Source organism: Treponema sp. JC4, from assembly GCF_000260795.1.
In the GTDB taxonomy this organism is placed as follows: Bacteria; Spirochaetota; Spirochaetia; order Treponematales; family Treponemataceae; genus Treponema_D.
In genome coordinates, this window is record NZ_AJGU01000001.1 from 31298 (window position 1) to 51805 (window position 20508).

At 40.0% G+C, this 20508-nt stretch carries 15 protein-coding genes; 8 read left to right on the forward strand and 7 right to left on the reverse strand.

Annotated features, from left to right (window positions below; genetic code table 11):
- The first annotated feature begins 31 nt into the window (after positions 1–31).
- The 4 genes from MSI_RS00170 to mmsB all read left to right on the forward strand — a co-directional run bounded on the left by MSI_RS00170 (position 32) and on the right by mmsB (position 4713).
- Positions 32–589, forward strand: coding sequence for an STAS domain-containing protein (locus tag MSI_RS00170; RefSeq protein ID WP_009102362.1), 558 nt, complete (start codon positions 32–34; stop codon positions 587–589).
- A 201-nt stretch (positions 590–790) separates the two neighbouring features.
- The gene (locus MSI_RS00175) at positions 791–1873 is read left to right on the forward strand and encodes a sugar-binding protein (protein WP_009102363.1); all 1083 of its coding nucleotides are present in this window, start codon (positions 791–793) and stop codon (positions 1871–1873) included.
- Positions 1874–1984: 111 nt separating this feature from the next.
- A complete protein-coding gene (gene mmsA, locus MSI_RS00180) occupies positions 1985–3529 on the forward strand; it encodes a multiple monosaccharide ABC transporter ATP-binding protein (protein WP_009102365.1) in 1545 nt (514 codons plus the stop codon).
- Positions 3530–3546: 17 nt separating this feature from the next.
- The gene (mmsB, locus tag MSI_RS00185; RefSeq protein WP_009102368.1) at positions 3547–4713 is read left to right on the forward strand and encodes a multiple monosaccharide ABC transporter permease; all 1167 of its coding nucleotides are present in this window, start codon (positions 3547–3549) and stop codon (positions 4711–4713) included.
- 172 nt (positions 4714–4885) lie between these two features.
- Here the strand turns inward: mmsB and MSI_RS00190 are convergent, their stop codons facing one another.
- The 7 genes from MSI_RS00190 to MSI_RS13675 form a co-directional block, all read right to left on the reverse strand.
- On the reverse strand, positions 4886–5590 hold the full coding sequence (locus tag MSI_RS00190; RefSeq protein ID WP_009102370.1) for an FAD-dependent thymidylate synthase: 705 nt from the start codon (positions 5588–5590) through the stop codon (positions 4886–4888).
- A gap of 72 nt (positions 5591–5662) precedes the next feature.
- On the reverse strand, positions 5663–6325 hold the full coding sequence (locus MSI_RS00195) for a hypothetical protein (RefSeq protein ID WP_009102371.1): 663 nt from the start codon (positions 6323–6325) through the stop codon (positions 5663–5665).
- Between the two features lie 65 nt (positions 6326–6390).
- Positions 6391–7365, reverse strand: coding sequence for an SAM-dependent methyltransferase (locus tag MSI_RS00200; RefSeq protein ID WP_009102373.1), 975 nt, complete (start codon positions 7363–7365; stop codon positions 6391–6393).
- 4 nt (positions 7366–7369) lie between these two features.
- Positions 7370–7726 (reverse strand): PilZ domain-containing protein, encoded by a 357-nt coding sequence (locus tag MSI_RS00205; protein WP_009102376.1) that lies wholly within the window; start codon positions 7724–7726, stop codon positions 7370–7372.
- A gap of 31 nt (positions 7727–7757) precedes the next feature.
- Positions 7758–14915 carry a FlgD immunoglobulin-like domain containing protein gene (locus MSI_RS00210; protein WP_039923785.1) on the reverse strand — a complete coding sequence of 2386 codons (7158 nt, stop codon included), beginning with the start codon at positions 14913–14915 and terminating at the stop codon, positions 7758–7760.
- Between the two features lie 157 nt (positions 14916–15072).
- Positions 15073–15504: a PIN domain-containing protein gene (locus MSI_RS00215; RefSeq protein ID WP_009102383.1), complete on the reverse strand. Its 432-nt coding sequence runs from the start codon at positions 15502–15504 to the stop codon at positions 15073–15075.
- Positions 15482–16033, reverse strand: a complete 552-nt coding sequence (locus MSI_RS13675) for a helix-turn-helix transcriptional regulator (RefSeq protein ID WP_009102384.1) — start codon at positions 16031–16033, stop codon at positions 15482–15484. The genes MSI_RS00215 and MSI_RS13675 overlap by 23 nt, the downstream gene beginning before the upstream one ends.
- A gap of 222 nt (positions 16034–16255) precedes the next feature.
- On the opposite strand from MSI_RS13675, the gene MSI_RS00225 reads away from it, so the two are divergent.
- The 4 genes from MSI_RS00225 to MSI_RS00240 all read left to right on the forward strand — a co-directional run bounded on the left by MSI_RS00225 (position 16256) and on the right by MSI_RS00240 (position 20418).
- On the forward strand, positions 16256–17884 hold the full coding sequence (locus MSI_RS00225; RefSeq protein WP_155815444.1) for a family 43 glycosylhydrolase: 1629 nt from the start codon (positions 16256–16258) through the stop codon (positions 17882–17884).
- 138 nt (positions 17885–18022) lie between these two features.
- Positions 18023–18643: an ATP-dependent Clp protease proteolytic subunit gene (locus tag MSI_RS00230; RefSeq protein WP_009102388.1), complete on the forward strand. Its 621-nt coding sequence runs from the start codon at positions 18023–18025 to the stop codon at positions 18641–18643.
- A 2-nt stretch (positions 18644–18645) separates the two neighbouring features.
- A complete protein-coding gene (locus MSI_RS00235) occupies positions 18646–19542 on the forward strand; it encodes a GNAT family N-acetyltransferase (protein ID WP_009102390.1) in 897 nt (298 codons plus the stop codon).
- A 51-nt stretch (positions 19543–19593) separates the two neighbouring features.
- Positions 19594–20418: a DbpA RNA binding domain-containing protein gene (locus MSI_RS00240; RefSeq protein ID WP_009102393.1), complete on the forward strand. Its 825-nt coding sequence runs from the start codon at positions 19594–19596 to the stop codon at positions 20416–20418.
- The last annotated feature ends 90 nt before the right edge of the window (positions 20419–20508 follow it).

Below are 20508 nucleotides of genomic sequence, written 5' to 3' on the forward strand. Positions count from 1 at the left end.
TTTTAAATACAAAAATTCGGAAGGAAAATTTATGGATACAAACGATTCTTTAGTTCCAGGCTTTGATTCGGAAAAAGATGATTCGATTCAGTTTTCGTTGCAGAAAATAGAATCAGTAGATAATGGATGTTTAATTTCACTTTATGGATTTGTTGATACCTATAATTCAACTTTCTTTCAAAATCAGATAACAAAGATTATTACAGCCGGATATATCAATTTGATTATTGACTGTTCAATGGTTACAACTATTGCTTCAACAGGTCTTGGTGTTTTAACTAACCTTTTGAAGATGGTTCGCGCTATGGGCGGTAACATTATTCTGGCAGAAGTTCAGGAAAATATTTACGATACCTTTGAGCTTTTGGGTTTTGTTCAGTTCTTTAATATCAAATCAACTGTTGATGAAGCATTTGCATATTTGACAGGCCGCACAAAGAGTGAGACTGTAGCTTCATTCCCAAAAATTGTAACTTGTCCTAGCTGCGGAAAAAATCTTAAGGCGCCTCATGCAGGACGCTTCCGCTGTCTTGAATGCCGTTCTGTTCTTGTAGTAGCGGAAAACGGCCTTGTTACAAGAGAAGAATAGGAATTATACGAATACGTAAAAAGTTAACTTTTTTACGTATTTTTTTTAACCTTTTATCCTTTTAACAATCCTTTCAGGAAATCGGTTTCATTTAATCAAAAAGAAAACGTAAGTAATTCCGAAAATTCTGTATTTAATTATGGTAAATCGGGTTTATAATAAACCTAAGAAAATTTTCAGTTGTTCGATTAGGAGGAAACAATGAAAAAAATGTTAAAAGTTGTTGCCGCTATGGCTTTGGCTTCGACTGTGCTCTTCACATCTTGCGGTGGAAGTAAAGGAAGTGGAAAAAAGACTGTTGGTGTTGCAATGCCTACTCAGTCATCTGAGCGCTGGATTAACGACGGTGCTAACATGAAAAAACAGCTTGAAGCTGCAGGTTATGCTGTTGAATTGCAGTATGCAGAAGACGATGTTCAGATGCAGGTTTCTCAGCTTGAGAACTTGATTGCTAAACAGGTAAACTGCCTTGTTGTTGCAGCTATTGACTCAACAGCTTTGGTAAATGTACTTGCTACAGCTAAACAGAACAATATTCCTGTAATTGCTTATGACCGTTTGTTGATGGATACAGACGCAGTTTCTTACTACGCTACATTCGATAACAAGGGTGTTGGTACAGCAATTGCTAAATACATCGAAACAGCTAAGTCTCTTAAGACAGCTAAAGATGAAGGTCGTTCATATACAATCGAATTCTTCATGGGTTCTCCAGATGATAACAACGCTTTGTTCCTTTACAACGGTGTTATGGAAGTTCTTAAACAGTACCTTGATAACGGTGTTCTTAAATGTAAGACAGGCCGTACATCATTCGAAAAAACTTGTATTCTCCGCTGGTCTCAGGAAACTGCTCAGCAGTGGTGTGAAAACTACCTTTCAGGTTTCTATGCTAACGAAAAACTCGACATTGCTTGTACAGCATTCGACGGATTCGCTTATGGTGTAAAAGCTGCTTGTGAAGGTGCAGGATACAAAGTTGGTGTTGACTGGCCACTTATCACAGGTCAGGATGCTGAACTTATGGCTACAAAGAACATCATCGCTGGTTCACAGACATGTTCTATCTACAAAGACACACGTCTTTTGGCTTCAAAATGTGTAACAATGGTTGAAGCAGTTCTTAAGGGAACTCAGCCAGAAATCAACGACCGCACACAGTACAACAACGGTAAACTGGTTGTTCCATCTTACCTCTGTACTCCAGTTGCAGTTGATAAATACAACGTTGATGAAGTTATCGTTGGCGGTGGCTATTATACAAAAGAGCAGCTTGGTCTCTAATTAAATACCAGGTCTGGGGCTTTCGGGCTCCAGGAATCGGATAAAAGCCAGCTTTAGAGCAAAAGCTTTAAACTGGCTTTTTTTTTGGAAGAACTAAAAAAAGGGAAAAAAATGGCATCAGAATACATTCTGGAAATGAACAACATCACAAAAGAGTTTCCTGGAGTAAAAGCACTTGATGACGTTAATCTTAAAGTAAAGCGGGGAGAAATCCATGCGCTTTGCGGTGAAAACGGAGCTGGTAAATCTACTCTAATGAATCTCCTGTCTGGTAACTATCCATTTGGTTCATATTCAGGCGATATTATTTATAAGGGTGAACTTTGTAAATTTCATGATATTAAAGCCGGCGAAAAAAAAGGTATTGTAATTATTCACCAGGAACTGGCGCTCAGCCCGTATCTTTCGGTTGCTGAAAATATTTTTATGGGTAACGAACAGCTAACCTGCCGTGGCGTAATCGACTGGGATAAAACCCGCGTTAATGCCAAAAAAATGCTGGAAAAAGTAGGACTTGGAGACGAAAACATCAACGTTCCTGTAAATACACTTGGTGTTGGAAAACAGCAGCTTATTGAAATTGCTAAGGCTCTTAGCAAGAACGTTGAGCTTCTGATTCTGGACGAGCCTACAGCATCTTTGAATGATGAAGAAAGTGCTCACTTGCTGGATATCTTGCGTGGGCTTAAAGAGCAGGGAATCACAAGTATTATGATTTCCCATAAATTAAACGAAATTAATGCAATTGCCGATTCAATTACAATTATCCGTGATGGAAAGACAATTGAAACACTTATTAAGGGACAGGATGATATGTCGGAAGACCGTATCATCAAGGGAATGGTTGGTCGTGAAATGTCTAACCGCTATCCTCCTCGCGAAAACATCAAAAAAGGCGATGTAATTCTTGAAGTTAAGAACTGGAATGTATTCCATCCGGAAGATGAAAACCGCCAGATGATTAAGAATGTAAACTTTAATGTTCACGCCGGTGAAGTTGTTGGATTTGCAGGTCTTATGGGTGCCGGTCGTACAGAACTTGCCATGAGTATTTTTGGTAAGAGTTATGGTCAGAAGATTTCCGGTGAAATCTACATGCACGGCAAAAAAGTTACTATTAATAACGTAAAGGATGCCGTTAATGCGGGAATTGCCTATACTTCGGAAGACCGCAAGAACTACGGTTTGAACCTGATTGCCGATGTTAAGACTAACATGACTATGGCTGCATTGCGAAACTACTATGCCCGCAAAGGTGTTGTAGACAGCAATAAAGAGATTCTGGATTCAGAAGATTTCCGTAAGAAAATCAACGTAAAGACTCCATCTGTAAACCAGGTTGTAGGAACTCTTTCTGGTGGTAACCAGCAGAAGGTTGTACTTGCAAAATGGATGATGACTTTGCCTGATGTTCTTATTCTTGATGAACCTACCCGCGGTATCGACGTTGGTGCTAAGTACGAAATCTACTGCGTAATCAACGAGCTTGCAAAAGCAGGAAAGGCCGTAATCGTAATTTCATCAGAAATGCCAGAAGTAATTGGTACCTGTGATCGTGTCTATGTAATCAGCGAAGGTGAAATTGCCGGAGAATTACAGAAAGACCAGCTTTCTCAGGAAAACATTATGAAGTGCATTGTAAGCCATAATTCTTAAAAAAGAGAGGAAATAAAATGAGTGATGTAAAACTTACTAAACATTATGAAAACATCAACATAAAACAATACGGAATGGTTATTGCTCTTGTTGCAATCTTCCTTTTGTTCAACCTTTTCACCGGCGGAAAGAATGCTTCGCCAATGAATATCAACAACCTTGTAATGCAGAACGGCTACGTTGTTATTATGGCAACTGGTATGCTTTTGTGTGTACTTACAGGTAACGTTGACCTTGGTGTAGGTTCTATTGTAGCGCTTACAGGTGCTATTTCTGCAATCTGTGTTGTAGATTTGCACTTCCCGATTTTACTCGCCTTCCTTACAGCTCTTCTGGTTGGTATTGCTTGTGGTGCTTTTGCAGGTTTCTTTATTGCAAAACTGGGTATTCCGCCTTTCGTTGTAACTCTTGCTACAATGCTTATGGGGCGCGGTCTTACTTACACAATGCTTAAGGCTCAGACAAAAGGTCCTACACCTCAGGCTTATAACTGGATTGGAGCAGGCTTCCTTCCAACAATCAGGATGGGAAAGATTGACCTTGTTACAATTGTGATTGCTGCTGTTGCAACAGTATTCATCATCCTTGGTGATATTAAGGCTAACCGCACTAAACTTAAGTACAACTTCAACGTAAACCCACTCTGGCAGCGTGTAATTAAGCTTATCGTAATCATCTTTATCTTGTGGTTCCTCTTCCTTAAGCTTGCACAGAACAACGGTGTACCTATCGTTCTTGTATTGTGTGGAATTATCGTAGCAATCTACAACTTCATTACAAGCCGTACAGTTGCCGGTCGTCAGATTTATGCTCTTGGTGGTAACGAAAAGGCAGCACGTCTTTCTGGTATAAACACACGCAGCGTATTCTTCTGGGTTTATACAAACATGGGATTCTTAGCCGCTGTAGCAGGTATCGTTCTTTCTGCCCGCAACGGTTCTGCAACTCCAAAAGCTGGTGATGGTTTTGAAATGGATGCCATTGCTTCCTGCTACATTGGTGGTGCTGCAACTGCCGGTGGTATTGGTACAATTATTGGTGCTGTTGTTGGTGCGTTTGTAATGGGCGTTTTGAACAATGGTATGTCTTTGATTGGTTGGTCTACTGATATTCAGAAGATTGTTAAGGGTGCCGTATTGCTGGGTGCAGTAGTATTTGACCTGGTTTCTAAAAAGAGAAAGTAAATATAAAATTGGGAGCAAAAAATGCTCCCGGTCGTGTAGCGCAAGTCAAAACCGCGCGATATCGCGCTACACGCTGATTGTGGGAAAGAAACTATAAAAATGGCCGCTCTCGCGGCCGTCACAATCAGAGTGTTTTTGCCCCGCGCTACACTCCCTCGCGCATTTTTCCTTCCTACTTATTATTCTGTTTATATTCTTCAATTATCTTTTCTTTAAGCCCGTCTAACCCCTTAGGCATGAGTCCACAGCATTTTTCTTCGGTGCAGTAGCCGATGGATTTGCAGGTTGGGACGAAGTAGTTGTCGCAGATCCATTTCCATTCTTCGGAGTAGGCGCTGAGTTTGGTTTTGATTTCGCCTGCAAGGGTGCGGATTTCTTTTAGAGCACGGTTGCAGAGGCGCATGTTCATAAAGTGGATAAGGCCGCGCAGGTTGATTTTCCATACGATTTTTGTGTGCATGCCCAGCGGCAGAATGTTTGCACAGTCTTCTTTTTTCATTCCAAGTTCCAGGAGTTTTCCGTAATTTTCAGAAATGTCGCCCATGGTTTTTGCAATCTGTTCTTTCTGTTCTTCTGTGCTGCCAGGATTGTAGTAGGCAAAATCTTCAAAATTGATGTAGCGGGTTGAATCCTGAAGGCGGGTAACGCCAATAATATGGGTATAAAGTTCGCGGATACAGCGGGCAGAGTAGCCTTCTATAATCATTTCTACGGTTGGATATTCTGCGGTGCGTAAATGTCCGCTCTGGATGCAGGATTTTCCGCGTTTAATATTTTTTTCTACGTCTGTAATGTCTGAATTCCAGCATACGCCGGCATTTTCCCCGATATGTGCAAGAGGGTCTTTTTCAGTTCGTTTTTCAATAATTGTAATCATGAGTTTATTTTAGCGGAAGTGCAAAAAAAAAGCACGCTGAAAAGCAGCGTGCCTCATCATAAAAAGAAAAGTCTAGAACTTCCAGCAGATTCCTACAGTCGGAATGACTTTTACGCCGCCGCGGGAAAGTGTTTTATCTTCAGTTTTCTGGTCGCCATCTTCAGTTTCATAGTGAATATAAGTTGGACAGTTATATCCTAAAGTTGCACTTGCGAAAAGAGAAAATCTGTTTACAGGTGTCCATGCAAATGTTGCGTTTAATGCAGGGAGGAAAGAAGCATAGTAAACTGTCTGTCTGAATTTAGGATCTTTTGAGTTGAAAGCTGTTGAATCATAAGTAAGTACAGTAAAATCATAACCAATCATTCCGTAGAAACCGAAGAAGAACATATCAGTTCTGATTGGTGCCCATCCGGCTCCTATAAGAAGGTCCTGGTTAATACCAATCAAGTAACTGATTTCTGAACCTGCAGGTGTATCAACATTACTGTTTGAAAAGTTTGTGTCTACAAGTGCGCGAACAGAAAAACCGTTCGACATAAGAACACCTGTGTAAGAAACATCAATACCTGTCTGAACTGACATTTTCAGGTTTTCAAAATCCTGCTTTTCAGCATACATTTTTGAAGAAGTTGGAAGTCTCCAGCCGAAGCCAAGGAAGTTTTTCCATGCTTCACCAGCAAATGCAGAAGTACTTAAAAGAAGTGACGCTGCGATGACCAAAATTTTTTTCATAGTTTTTCTCCTGAGAAATTTTTAATAGGAAAATAATAATGAATTGTTATATTAAATGCAAGATTTCAGGCAGGAATATGAATCCAGGTCAGTTCGTGCTTGTTGTAGTTTAAGTGAAGGATGCGGCTGTGAGGAATATCGGCGAATTTCTGAATTAAAGGCCAGTCAATTTCGCCCTGCATTTTGATTGTACAGATCATTTTTAAGTTGGGATTGTATTCAAGCCACATAGTAATCCACTGAAGCAGGCGTTCCGGGTAGCAGATTACGTCGCTGAAAATCCAGTCAAAAGGCCCGATTTCTTCCGGCTTAAAGGTAAATGCGTCGTGAGCCTGGAAGGTAATCAGAGGATTATTCATCAAGGAGTCGGCAAGAGGGGCGCGGTCAACGGCAAATACGTTTGCGCCAAGTCCTGCTAGAACCCAGGTCCAGCCTCCTGGACAGGCTCCTGCTTCAAAACAGCGGTCGCCAGCCTTTGGAAGTTCGCAGCCGGTAAAAAGACGTGCCATAGTAAGGCTTTCCTGAATTTTAAGGTAAGCCCGGCTAGGCGGATTTTCGTGGTCTTCTATAAAATGAAGCGTACCTGCCGGCAGATTGCTTGAAGTTTCTGCACTTGCAATAATCGTATGTTCATCAATCAGAGTGTAAAGCCCGATTGGAGAAGAAGGGATTTCTACCGGGAAGTTTCTGTCCTTAAGATTTATGTAGGGAAGTTTTTCCTGAATCAGGTTTGCGCGGCGGAAACAGGTGTACTGATATGGCGCCCAGTTGCGCTGGATTTTTTTAAGCTCTCCTGCTGCCTCTCCAATTGAATCAAAGGTCAGAAGAAAAGGCTTTATCATTGTACAGCGGGCCCAGTAGGGAAATCCTGATGAAAAATCCTCTGCTGTCAGATTTTCAAAATAAAATAAATCACCGTAGCGGGCTGTCGGCTTATCATTAAGAGAAAAACGTTTTTTAAGTTCAGAAAGCAGCATTTCTGTCTGTTCCGGGAAGGGAAGAAATGCAAGACCTGAAAGTTCTTTGATTTTTGTACTCATTGATTTACTTTATCTGCGGAAGCTGGTCTTCGGAAAGCTGTTCCAGATGATCTATGAACTCATTGAGACGGTTTGCATCAGGCGAGTATAAAATCTTAAAGCCGATATAGGTGCTGCCGTCCTGTTCATTTGCCCACTGTGGAAGACATTTCAATTTTAATGGAATAGGATTTTTTGCGTTTGAAGGAAGAATTTCAACTTCGTATTCATTTTCAAGTTCAACTACAACTGGAAAAGCATAATGCATTTTAAGCCCGCCTGCACTGATGTCGTCTAGAACACCCGGCAGAGCGCAAAGTTCGTGGCATGTGATTTTTCCAATTTCTCTATAGCGAGTATCGCTTCTTTTCTCAAAATCCATCTTATAAATATTAATTATACGGAAAGCAGAATTATTTTACAACCATCACCTTTCGGGTTTCGTCTATTCCAGCTGCCTTGATTATTACAAAATACATTCCACGTGCACATGGAGATCCGGCATTATTTTTTCCATCCCAGTAGTAAAAATGTTCTCCGGCCGATGCACTGCCGCGGTTCAGGTATTTTACGATATTTCCGTCCAGCGTCATAACGATTACATCAAGATTTCCGCTGGAAGGCATGTTTACTTTGACAACGGTTTTTTCTCCGTTTAGCGAATTAATTACGTTGTTTAAGATTGTTACTCCACCTCTCTGTTCATTGATAGATTTAAGAGTCATGTACCATGGGGTCAGACTGAGAAGGTCTGCCGGGTTTGAAAGGGTGAAGGCAAAGAGCGGATTTGGATTTGTTAATGTGTAAGTGTCGTGCTCATAATCGCATTGTGGTGAAAGATAATGAGGAATAAAAGCCCCGGCTGAATCGCAAAGCATGTAGAGGAAGTCTGTTTGTGAGCCAGGTCGAAATCCTTTTACCTTTTCTTGAGGAATCTTAATGATGTAACCGTTTAAAGGTGAGTCATTTATAAATCTACTTTTTTCTAAATCATGTAAGAAGTGAGAATTAAAATCCGGAGTGTAGCTGTGGAAATCCATAATTGAAGCGCCGGAATTGTCTGGCAGCCAGGCTTCAGAAGTTTTATCATAATTTGTATTAAGGGTTGGGAAAACTGAAGCTGAATCCGGACTATCTGTGATAAAGAGTTTTAAGACAGGAGGATAATCGCTTTCTGCTGCTGAGTCATTTCCCGTGTTTACTTTTGATACAATAGAGATTTCCTGGCCGTATGGCAAAGTTCCGTAGTTTTTCTGTGATTTAGAAAAATCGTGAACGGCTTCTGAATTTTCACTGTAGATGTTTTTAAAGAAATCCTGATCAGCCCCCTCCGCTGTGCTTACTGCTGAAAGATATGCATAAGAAGGGCTTACAGCACCAAGTGCAAAGTCGGATATAGTATGGGCAGTTTTTAGAATCATACAGTTTTCGCCGTCTTCGAGGTGATCTTTGTCGGTTTCCTGAATGAAAGAAACATATACGCCTTTTTCTTCTGTTACGTGGTCATAGTTTGTAGGAGGGTATAGGTTACTTCCATCATCTTTTTTAGGGTGAACAAGGCGGATGTAAAGGTTTTGTATGTCTGCCAGGGTGACGTTTCTGGTAAGTTTTAGAGTTACAATTTCTAAACCACTTGAAGTGTTTTCTATTGTAGCAGTCTGGCTCTTATCAATTTGAAGATCAGAAGAGACAGGATTTCCTGAAGCATCAATAGAAATAAGTTCAAAGCAACGAGGGAAAATCTCTTTCATTGGCTGGGTGATTGTTTCTCTTGTAACTACCATTGTTGATTCATTTAAATAGTAATAAGAAATTTTATTATTATCTGTAACAATAGGTTTAGAGAAGGTTAGAGAAATTTTATTTCCCCCGATTGCACTAAGAACTGCGCTGAAAGATGGCGGAATGCGGGGAGTTTTTTCTGATTCCGGGATTCCGTCTGTTACGGCGGTAAAAGATCTGTCGCTGTAATCATCAGGATCATAAGTATAATTTTTTAGTCGTTTACCCCATTTATCTGTAAGAAGATAGCCGCTGATAATGATGAATTCTTGATTGTTTTCATCATAATCAAAAATATATTGAGGAATGTAGAGACTTGTTTTTACCCGCTTAAAATGACCTGTTGAGTCTGTGTATCTTCCGCTACCTACATAGGTTCCGCTTGCGTCAGTGTTCCAGGTTGTACTTGAAACAATGTAGATTGCTGTAGGATTTGCAGCAGGAAGACCTGTTCCACTTTTAGAATTGTAAACCGCAGTTACCTTACCGTAAATAGACATTGAGTCTCCAATATTGATTTCATTTATCAAATTGGAATCTGCAAGTTCGCTGTTTGTGTTGCGCAGGGGGCGTTTTTTATTGTCGAACTCAAGGTGGATGCGGTTATCGGTTACGGTATAAGCCTTTGTAATTTCAAAATCTTCGTAGTCAAAGTTTTTACAGGTGGTGAGAGTGCAGTCTTCTGCCGGAATCTGGGCCTTTGAGCCGTTGGAAGAGCCATCCTCGCATTGAACGGTTATGTTTGAAATATTTGAATTTATTGCTTCTGCACAGAAATTCTCGGGACTGTCATTCTGAGGAATGATGATACTTGAGTCTGCCCCGCCAGTCAGGCTGGCTCCGTTTATGTAGAAGTTTCCTTTTTTATCACTGCTGTTTCCGGCCTTTAGGGCTGCGTTATCAGAAAGAAGCAGGCTTGCATTTAAGTCGGCCTTATCAATGACTGTGCCGTCAGGCAGGGCCAGCAAATCAGATACAGGAATGTTTACGTCAGTCCAGCCGGCCGGACGGGTAGCAAAATGATCGTAGGTGAAAGTTGAGTTCTGGTAGTTTGTACCCAGAATAATCAGGTCATTCAGGGCTGAAAGGGTTTTGTTTACTGTAAGAGAGCCTGAATAAACGATTATGTTTTTTGCAGAAATATCAAAATTAAAGGTCTGAGCTTCTTCTGTTTTTATATAAAAATTACCCGGAATTGCAGAATCCTTTTTGAAATCAACGCTGGCAAAAAGATAAAGGTCATTTGTAAGGGGGAAATCCCTGTATTCAAAAGTACCAGATTTAATCTTAAGGTCATAAAAACTTGACAGTTCCGGCTGAGAAGAAGAAAAAGACGGGTTAATGATTGTCTGTGTGCTTTCGTCTGTGAGCTTTTCAAAAATGACGGTTCCGCTGCCTGCTTCAAAAATACCCGGCTGATCAGAGTCAGTTTTTTTATCAGTAAGTTCTATCCTGTTTATGGTAAGGTTTCCGCCTGTCATCGTGAGTTTGGCATTTTCTGTAATCTTGAGGGATTTTACTTCATATGAGCCAGAATCAGCTGTAAAAAGCGGCTGGTTAGCTGCAGCAGGGATAGTAATGTCAAAGGTTTTTAGACAGTCTTCAAAGGTCTTTGTTGAGTATGAAAAATACCAGTTATCTTCGTTTTCCCATTTTTCGTCAGCAACACCTGTCCATTTATATTCCCGAGGAACACCGTCTGTTACGTCTGTGTAGGCTGAAGAAAGAGGAGAATAGGCTTTTAATCTTTTTCCCCATTTGTCTGTTATCAGATATCCGCAGATTAAATTACCGCTTGAATCAGAAACATATTGAGGAATGGTAAGGCTTGGAATATTTTCACTTCTGATGCCTGTGTGGTTTGTGTAGTCATCACCTCCTGCAGAAGTTCCAGTAGCGTCCATGTTCCAGCAGGTTTGGTCGGTGTAAAGATATACGTGTGATTTTAATGCAGGCGGTACATCACTTCCGTTTTCTGAATAGTACTCCGCTGTAAAGCCTTTTCCGTCAGAAGTGGTGATTGCATTAAGATCTATGATTTTTCTGATTTCGCGAGGAAATTTCAGATAAATGCGGTTGTCGTATACTGTGTGAGCTTCTTCGATATTTAATTCGTCGCTGTCGAAATTCTTACAATTATCAAGTGCTATAGTTCCACTGTAAGGAATCTGGGCTTTTGAACCATCAGATGAATTGTCGGAAAGGCATTTTACTGTGCAGTTTGTTATTGTAGCTTCTATTGCTTCGGTACAGAAGGTTTCCGGGGTGTCATTCTGAGGAATTGAAATAAACCATTCTCCTGTTCCGGTCAGGCTTGTTCCGTTAATGTAAAGGTTTCCGTTTCCTCCGGAAGCTGACAAAGCAGCAGTTCCGGCAGAAAGGGTTGCTCCTGCGGTGGCTGTAATTTTTGCTGAAAATGTTTGGAGTTTGCTTTCGTCCGGCAATTTGCCTATATCAGAAACCGGGATATTTACACTTGTCCAGCCGTCAGGTCTAGCAGCAAAATGATTATAATTGAATTTACTGAGGTCACTCTCATCTGGTTTATATTCTGTTCCTAAAATTATAAAATCCTTCTCCGCTGCAAGAAGTGATGTTGCTGTGCTAAGGTTTATTGTTCCGCCATATGCCAAAATATATTCTGAACTTATAGAATCAGCTATATCTGTTGTACCAGACAGGAAGTATATGTTTTTTGCAGAATAGTTTTCTGCAAGGTTTAGGCTGCCTGCCTGTGCATTAATCAGAAGATTTGTAGTTGTTAATGGATTTGTAGCTGTAGAAATTGTCAGGTTATCATTAAGTATTAAATTAGTTACAGAAACCGGGCTTTCGAGACTTAATGCGGTTCCAGATAATACTTCCATACTTTTGATACTTGTGACTGCATCCGTACCATATTTTATTTTTGCAGTTGCTCCTGAAAGCTGAAGCATACCGCCAGTTTGAGTGAAGCTTCCGTTATTTGTGAATGAGCCTGCATTTAACATTCCCATGTTTTCTATTGTCAAAGAAGCCCCAGCTTCAATTGTCATTGATTTTACCTGCCAGCTTTGGTTAGAAGCTGCCCTTGTTGAGATTACCGGAGAATTTGCTGTAGGTTTTATTGTGATATCATTTTCCTGAAGGTTTTGTTCAAGAGATTTATCTTTGTGCAGATTGTACCAGTTCCTTTTTATTGCCCATGAAGTGTCAGCCTGACCTGACCATGTTGGTGTTTTATCGGTACCGTCGCTTGTTCCTGTATAAGGACTGTAAGGCTCTAGGTGTTTGCCCCATTTATCTGTGATGGTAAAGCCGTAGTCTGATGTTTGTGGAATTGTGAGGCATGGAACAACAGAACGCCATTCTGATTTTGAATCTGTGTAATTACAGGCGACTATAACAGCCTGAGGATCTGAAGGATCCATATTACCTGTGGCATCCATATTCCAGGTGGTTTTATCTGTTTCTATGTAGAATACTGTAGGACGGAGTGGGTCCGGGTTGATGGATGTGTCTTGCGGAACTTCAGTACTGGTAAAATAATTTCCGTCTGAAACTGTTATTGCATTTATGATTTTTTGATCACTAAGTTCTCCCTGGGTGTTTCGGGTTTCCCGGTTCATGGTGATTTTGATTTTGTTGTCGAATACGGTTTCGGCACTTTCGATGATGAAATTTTCTTTGTCAAAATTATGACAGGTGTTATCAACGGAGCCTCCACCTACAGGAATTTGTGCTTTTGAACCGTCCTCACTGCCGTCTGAGCAGGCAACCGTAATGTTTCTTATTGTTGAAAAAATTGAATAGGCACAAAAATGTTCAGCAGAATCATTTTGAGGGATAATTATTTTATTGCCGCCAGAAGAGCCGTAGAGGTTTGCCCCGTCTATAAAAAAGTTACCCTCTCCGCTTGTTCCTGCCTTAATGTCTGCTCCTGCTGAAAGATAAAATGTTGAAGAGTCGGACCATGGATCATTGGGATTTATGTCCAGAGAGACAGGTGTGAAGCTATCAATCCATCCATCCGGTCTGTTTGTAAATTGTTCATATGTATAGATTGTATATTTATAATTTGCGCCGCCTATTATGAAATCTTTTTTTGCAGAAAGAGTTTTTTCTGCGGTAATGTTTCCGTCACGCAAAAGAATGATTATGCTGTTTGCTTCAAAATCTTCGGTGAGGGTGATGTTTTTATTTGTGACAGGTGAGTAACTGGCGGTTTGAACTTGAAGCCAGCCTAAAGTTAATTTTTTCTTTGGATCTGTTCCTTTTGAAAATGAAGAGCCTGAGTTTAAAGTTAGCATTGTCAAATTCATATCAAAAGGCATTGTAAAACTTGCATCTTGTCCTATGGAAAGATTACCAAGTGTTATTGAGTCAGAAAAGGCACGAATGAGAGTTGGGTTAGATTGGGAGTTGTTAAGTTTTGCTAATTCAAGAGTACCATCATAAGTTCCATAGGCATTTTTTTCTGAAATAAATTTTCCTGTACCTGTGGTTACTATTTTATTTGTTGAAAGCTGGCCACTTTTATGTGTTACTTTAGAACCTCCTGTTATGGTAAGGCTACCAACAGAAATATTACTTTCGATAACAGGCTGTCTTGAACTTGATTGCTCAGAAATTACAATATCATATTCGCCAAGATTTGAAGGGTCAAAACCTGCAATTCCAGAATAGGACCAATTATTTTTGTTTGTCCATTTATGATCTTCTGCACCTGTCCAGGTTGGGCTTTTATAATGCCATGATAAACGACCAATTTCCATAAAACTTTCTTCAGGTTGTTTTCCATCTGGACTATAAAATTTAATTGTTATTCCATTTTTCTTTGTTGTAATTGAATCACTGCAAGAAAGTTTGTATGTAGTAGAAACTTTATTATTAACTATTGGGTGTGTTGTATCTGTTGGTCTTGCATAAATAATTGAATCTCCTGAAGAAATATTTCCTGTTCCTATTTCTCCATCTACCAGAACTTTGGAATTTGTTGTATTTCCTACTTCCGTTATGGTGTATTCTTCATCACCAGCAATTTCTACTTTATAAGGAAAATTTAAATTCCATTCTCCTGAGTCAAAATAACGGCGCGTAAATGTAATTGTTGCATCAGAAGTGGGAAAGTTATCTGGAATTGTTATATTGCAAGAATAGGCTGGTGTTACACCTTCACCTTCGTAAGGTAAACGCTTTTCAGCGTTTATTAAGTATTTTATATTTGCAGGTCCCCAGTTTACGATTCCACCACCATTTGGCATATAAAGATAGCCGTCTCCTTGAAATGTTAGTGTTCCATTACTGTTTGCCCATAAAGTTTCGGTTATGATTAGTTTTGTAGTTTGATCAGCGATAGTAAGTGTGTGTGTGCCACTACTTGGAAAGTCTAGTGTGTTGGCTTGAAATGTTCCTGAACCAATAATATCTACGTTTGCATTTATAGAATGGGCATTATTTTCGGCTATAAGCATTAATTTTACAGTACAGATTATTGTAAAAGAGCTTAAATTTATTGTAATTTTGTTACTACCTTTAGTATTTAGGTATAAATCATGTATTACAATACTCTTATCAAGTGTGATAGTTGTTACTGCTTCTCCTGTTACAAAAGCAGCATCAGTATCAGTATGTGGATATTCATTTTCTCCAGTAGCAGTCCAATCAGTGTCTTCGCTTCTTCCTATTGTTTCTGGAACAGTTGATGAACCGGTATATTTTTCCCAGTTAGCATAATTCGACCAGTTTGTATTGTTTCCATTTCCACTCCAGCGGTAAGCAGTTTGCGAAAAAAAATTCTGTGTATTCAATAGTAATAGACAAAATACAATCGTTTTGAGAAGCTTTTTAAAATGTCGGAAGCTCAGAAATCCTTTCATATAATATAGAATATTATCACGCAGAAAGAAGGAATTTTCAAATTTTTAGGAAAATCATTGCCGGAATTTGTAAGTTTTTTTTGTGGACTTAAATATTAACTTCAGGGCTTAGTTTTAAAAATTCTTCCGGCATTAGAACTTTGATTTTTGAGCTCTTGAAGCCATCTGTATCACGCGTGATTATGTAATCACATTTAAAAGACTGGGCACACTGATCCTGGAGGCAGTCTTCAAAATCTTTGAAAGAGGAATTTTCTAAAGCAGATAGAATTTTTGTTTTATCTATGCTTTCTATTTCAAAAACAGAAATTAGAGAAATAAGCAGCCTTCTTAATTTGGCATCATCATATTTTTTTCTGGCTATATACCAGATGTTGTTAAAACTGTGGGCTGCTATTACACCTTGCAGCTCTCCATTCAGGCAGGCCTGGAAAATTCTGTTTGAATTGTAATAAAAAGGTTCTCGTTTTAGGAAAACATCCAGCAAAATATTTGTATCAATTAAGATTGTATTTTTCATTCAAAGCATCCTCTAAAGCTTTTTTGTAGTAAGGATCATCGGAATCTGAATAGCAGGGAGTTACTTCAGCTAAAATTGCCTGTATGTTTTTCACGGCTTCCTTTCTTCTTTTTAATTCTTCGCTTTCATCCTCGATATAATATCTGATATGTTGTCCTGCTTTTAATTTTGATTTCAGTCGTGAATCCAGAATCTTTATGGAATCTCCGTCAAAAATTCCATCGTAAACTTTTCGAGGTGTAGTTCCATATTGGATTTGTGGTTCTGCAAAAGTAAGCGGGGATGCTTCTTTTGTTTTATACAGAAAAGCTTCATGATTTGTTTTTTCAAGTGAAGGTATTTTGTTTTCTATTATGAAAGATTCTTTTACAGAATAAAGTTTTGCAAGTTCTGAAAGTGTATGCGTATTAGGAATGACACTTCCTTTTTCATATTTTATATAAGATTGACGTGAAATACCCAGTTTCTGAGCCACTTCTTCCTGTGAAAGAGAATTTAATTGTCTTAGGTATTTTAGTATTTCTTTCATAGTTTTATTGTAGTATAAATTTACAGAATGTCAATTAAATTTGAAGTATATATTTACAAGATGTAAATTACTGGGGGTTTTTAAGGGGGTAAGCAAGTTCTTGCGTCCCCCTTAGGCGAAGGGGTGGGCGAAGACCGCAGGGCTGAGCCCAGGGGAAGGCTTTCCCCTCCTTCCTCTTACTTTTTTCTATTCCCTGGCCTTTATTTGCTGTATAATATCCCTATGAGTTACCGAATTATCAATCCAGTTTTGTCGGGGTTTTATCCTTCGCCTAGTATTTGTGCGGCGGGAGGGAAGTTTTTTATGACGGCGGCTTCCTATACTTATTTTCCGGGGCTGCCGCTTTTTTCCAGTAAGAACGGGGTTTCGTGGGCGCAGATTGGAAATATTATTTCTTCCGGGGCGCAGCTGGATATGAGCGGGCGTGGAATTGAAAAAAGACTGATGACGCCGACTATCCGTTTTGATCCGAACTATGGTGAAAAGGGGCGTTTTTACTGCGTGGCAAATCAGGCGGATGGAATGGGAATTTTTCTTTGCTTTAGTGATTCGCCTGCTGAATGGTGGTCTAATCCCATCCATATTGACGGTGCTCACGGTTATGATCCTTCGATTTTTTTTGATGATGATGATAGTGTCTGGTACTGCGGAGTTCGGGAAGCAACTGAAGATAAATTTTACGACAGTCAGAGTGAGGTTTTTCTTCAGCGTATAGACCTTGAAAGTGCCCGGCTTTTTGGCGAGCAGAAAATCATTTTGAAAAGTGATTCGCGCCGGACTGGCTGGATTGAAGGGCCTCATATTTTTAAGTACGACGGCATTTATTATCTTCTTTTCAGCGAAGGTGGATTTACCCTTAATCACGGGGTTAGTATTGCCCGTTCTGCTAAGATTGACCAGGACTGGCAGATAAAAGATACCAATCCGATTTTTACTCACCGCAACATGGGTAAGCAGGCAAAAATCATAAACATTGGTCATGGGGATATTTACTGTGATAAGGACGGGCGCTGGTGGCTTGCTGTCAGTGGATGCCGCCCTTATGGTGATAAGCAGTCGCGTTTTATCAATATGGACAGGGAAACTTTTATTCTGCCTGTGCGCTGGGAAGATGGCTGGCCTTTAATTGCGCCTGAAACGGGTAAGGTTGAAAATGCCTATAGTTTGAGCGGCCTTGTGGTTAAACGTGCTGATGATGATGCGGATGCGGTTATCACTCCTGTAATTGATGACTTTAATGAGGGGGCGCCGAATCCTTACTGGCTTACTAACCGGGCTTTCTGCGAAAATCTGATTAAGTGGGATGAGGTTTCTGGAATGTTGAGGCTTTACGGGGGCGCTGCAATTCAGTCGGAAGAAAATCTTGCTATGGTTGTGCGTCGTCAGACTGCTTTTTGTTATGAGGCCTGTACACAGCTTACCTGTCATTTTGTAAATCAGGGGGACTGCGCGGGTATTATCTGCTATCAGAATGAAAAATATAATCTGAGGTTGCAGTTTAAGTACCTGGGCATGGTGATTGCGATTCAGTTTATCCGTACGATTGACGGCAATGACGAGGTGGTAAAGGAAGAAATTATTGGCGGCGGTACTAACGAGTTCAATGGTATTTTCCGTATTGTTGCTGAAAAGCAGCTTTTGAAGTTTGAATTTGGTGCTGATGAGCGCAGTATGATGATTTTTGCGGCTGATGTTGATTCGAGTTTTTTGTCGCCTGATAAGTCGGGTGGCCGTTCGGGGGTAACTCTTGGCATGTTTGCCATTGCGGGCGGCGATTTTAATCAGAAGCAGTTTTATGCTGATTTTGACTGGTTTAAGTATGAGAACATTACAAGAGAATTCGTGTCCTAAATGCACTTAAGCCGTCAGGCTTAAGTGATAGCCGGTGCGGAAGATTAATAGTTGTAGTGCAGATTACGACCGGCGCATTGAAAATGAGCAATATTTTTATTATATTTATAGAAAGTATATTCACAGAGGAATAAAAAAATGAAATCACTTTACGCATCTCCTCTTTTTGATGATGAAGACGAGGAAGAGAAAAAAAAGGCACCAGAGATGCCTGATCCGCTTACTGAAAAATTCTTAAAAACACGTCAGATTATCCTTTCGGGCGAAATCAATAAAGACCTGGCAGATAAGATTGTCCGCCAGCTTCTTGTTCTTGAAGCAGATGATGCTAAAAAAACAATCTACATGTACATTGATTCTCCTGGTGGTGATGTTGATGCCGGCTTTGCAATTTTTGATATGATCCGCTTTATCAAATGTCCTGTTGTTCTTGTTGGTATGGGTCTTATTGCCAGCGCTGCAACTCTTGTTCTTCTTGCTGTTCCAAAAGAAAAACGTCTTGGACTTCCAAACAGCCGCTACCTTATTCACCAGCCGATGAGCGGAATGAAGGGTGTTGCAACTGATATTGAAATCCACGCAAAGGAAATGGAAAAAACTAAGGCTTTGCTTAACAAGCTGATTGCTGATGAAACAGGAACTCCGCTTGAGCAGGTTACTCAGGATACAAACCGCGATTACTGGCTTGATTCTGAAGAAGCTGTAAAATACGGTCTTATCAGCAAGATTGTTACAAAACGCACAGATTTGCCTAAATAACTATGACATTTACTTTAAACGACGGCCTTATAGAACAGATAATTTCCGCTATGGAAAATCAGGAAAGAAGCTTCGTACTGAGTGCTGATTCCTCTTCCCTGCTGGAAAAAACTGCCGACGTTAAAGCTGATGATAATCTTTTTTACGAACTGCCTGAATGGAATCCATCAGATGGTTTTGAACTTAGAGAAGCGTTTGTAGATCAGCTTCACATTCCTCAGGTAAAAAAGGAATTGAAGGAGGTTCTGCATTCGGGAAGGGGGGTATTTAAGAATTTTAGAAATGTTCTGAAAAATTATCCCGACGCTGATAAACGATGGCATATTTTTAAACACAAGTTTATGTCGGCACGTATCAACGACTGGTATAATTCTTTGCGAGAGGTGTGGGGACTAGAAAAGTTAGATTATTTTTCGGAAACCGATGAAGATTTAGTTCATGATGATTTTTCATTTGAAGAGTATAAGTCGGGCGAAAATCAAAAGGAAGTCCTTCAGCAAACCTGCGCTTTTTTGACAGACGATAGTTCGGAATTACCGGACGATTTTAGAAAATCATACTACACTTTGCTTGAAGACAGATTCAAAACTTACGACCTTGTAGGACAAAAAGGAGTTTTGTGCCGTTCTCAGGCAGATGAATTTGCGGGTTGTATTACCGCAGCTGTTATGGTTGGAAATCAGGAAAAAACGATGGTTATGACAAGTTTTTTTGTTCCTGAAAACTTCCGTGGACTTGGAATTGGTACGGAGTTAGTAAATTTACTTCTTAATCAGCTGAGAGTTCAGGGAAAAAAATGGATTTTACTGCCAAATATTTTTATTCCGTCTTTTTTTGAACCGTTATTAATACGCAGAGGTTTCAGAAAAATCAGAAACGGATTTGTTGCAGAAATCTAATTTATTTTTAGCGCACAGCGCAGTTTACATTTATTTAATTAGGAGTTTCACATGGCTTACAGACACGATAATCGTGAATTTGAAATTAACGAAGAACAGGTTGCAGATTTTCTTCAGAATGCAGTAGAAAAGGTTCGTACATCTGAAGATGTTGATGTTCTTGCTCAGCTTAGCAAGCTTTTTAAGAAAAATGTTTCTCTTACAGTACGCAAATATGTTATTGCCCTTATGCTTAAGGAATCTTTGAAACATTACCGCTTCTTTGGAAATAAAGTTAGAAATGATAAATTCTCTCGTACAGACAGAAACGACAGAAATGACCGCCGTGACAATCATTCAAGAAACGAATATAAAACTTCTTTCCGTCAGGAAAAAACAGAGGATGAAGCAGCTGCTGAAACTACAGAAGAAAGACCTCGTCATCCACGCGTAGAAATCCCAGAAGCTGATGCAATTTCTATCTTCATCAGCATTGGTAAAAACCGTCGTGTTTACCCACGTGATTTAGTTGGTATTCTTATTGCAATTGCTGGTCTTGACCGCGAACGCATTGGTGACATCAAGGTTCTTGCTAACTACTCTTTTGTTCAGCTTTACAAGGATGATGCTCAGCAGGCTATCGATAAATTGAACGGTTATGACTACCGCGGACGCAAGCTTGCTGTAAGCTATTCTCGCCAGAAGTCTGAAGGTGAGGATGCTGAAGCTGATTACGCACAGGACGCTGGTTCAGAAACTGTTTCTGACAAAATTGATTCAGGTTACGAAGCACCTGCAAGCATGACAGAGCAGGATATGGCAGCAGAAGATGCAGCAGCACTTGCAGCGGCAGAAAAGGCTGCGGATAATGAGCCATTTGGTGAGAGAAGAGTCTAAGACTCTTCCTGATTGATAGCAGACCGTTAAGAAAATTGCGTGAGCAATTTTTAGGTCTACCTGCTTGAATTTTTAAGTAGGAGTTTGGGC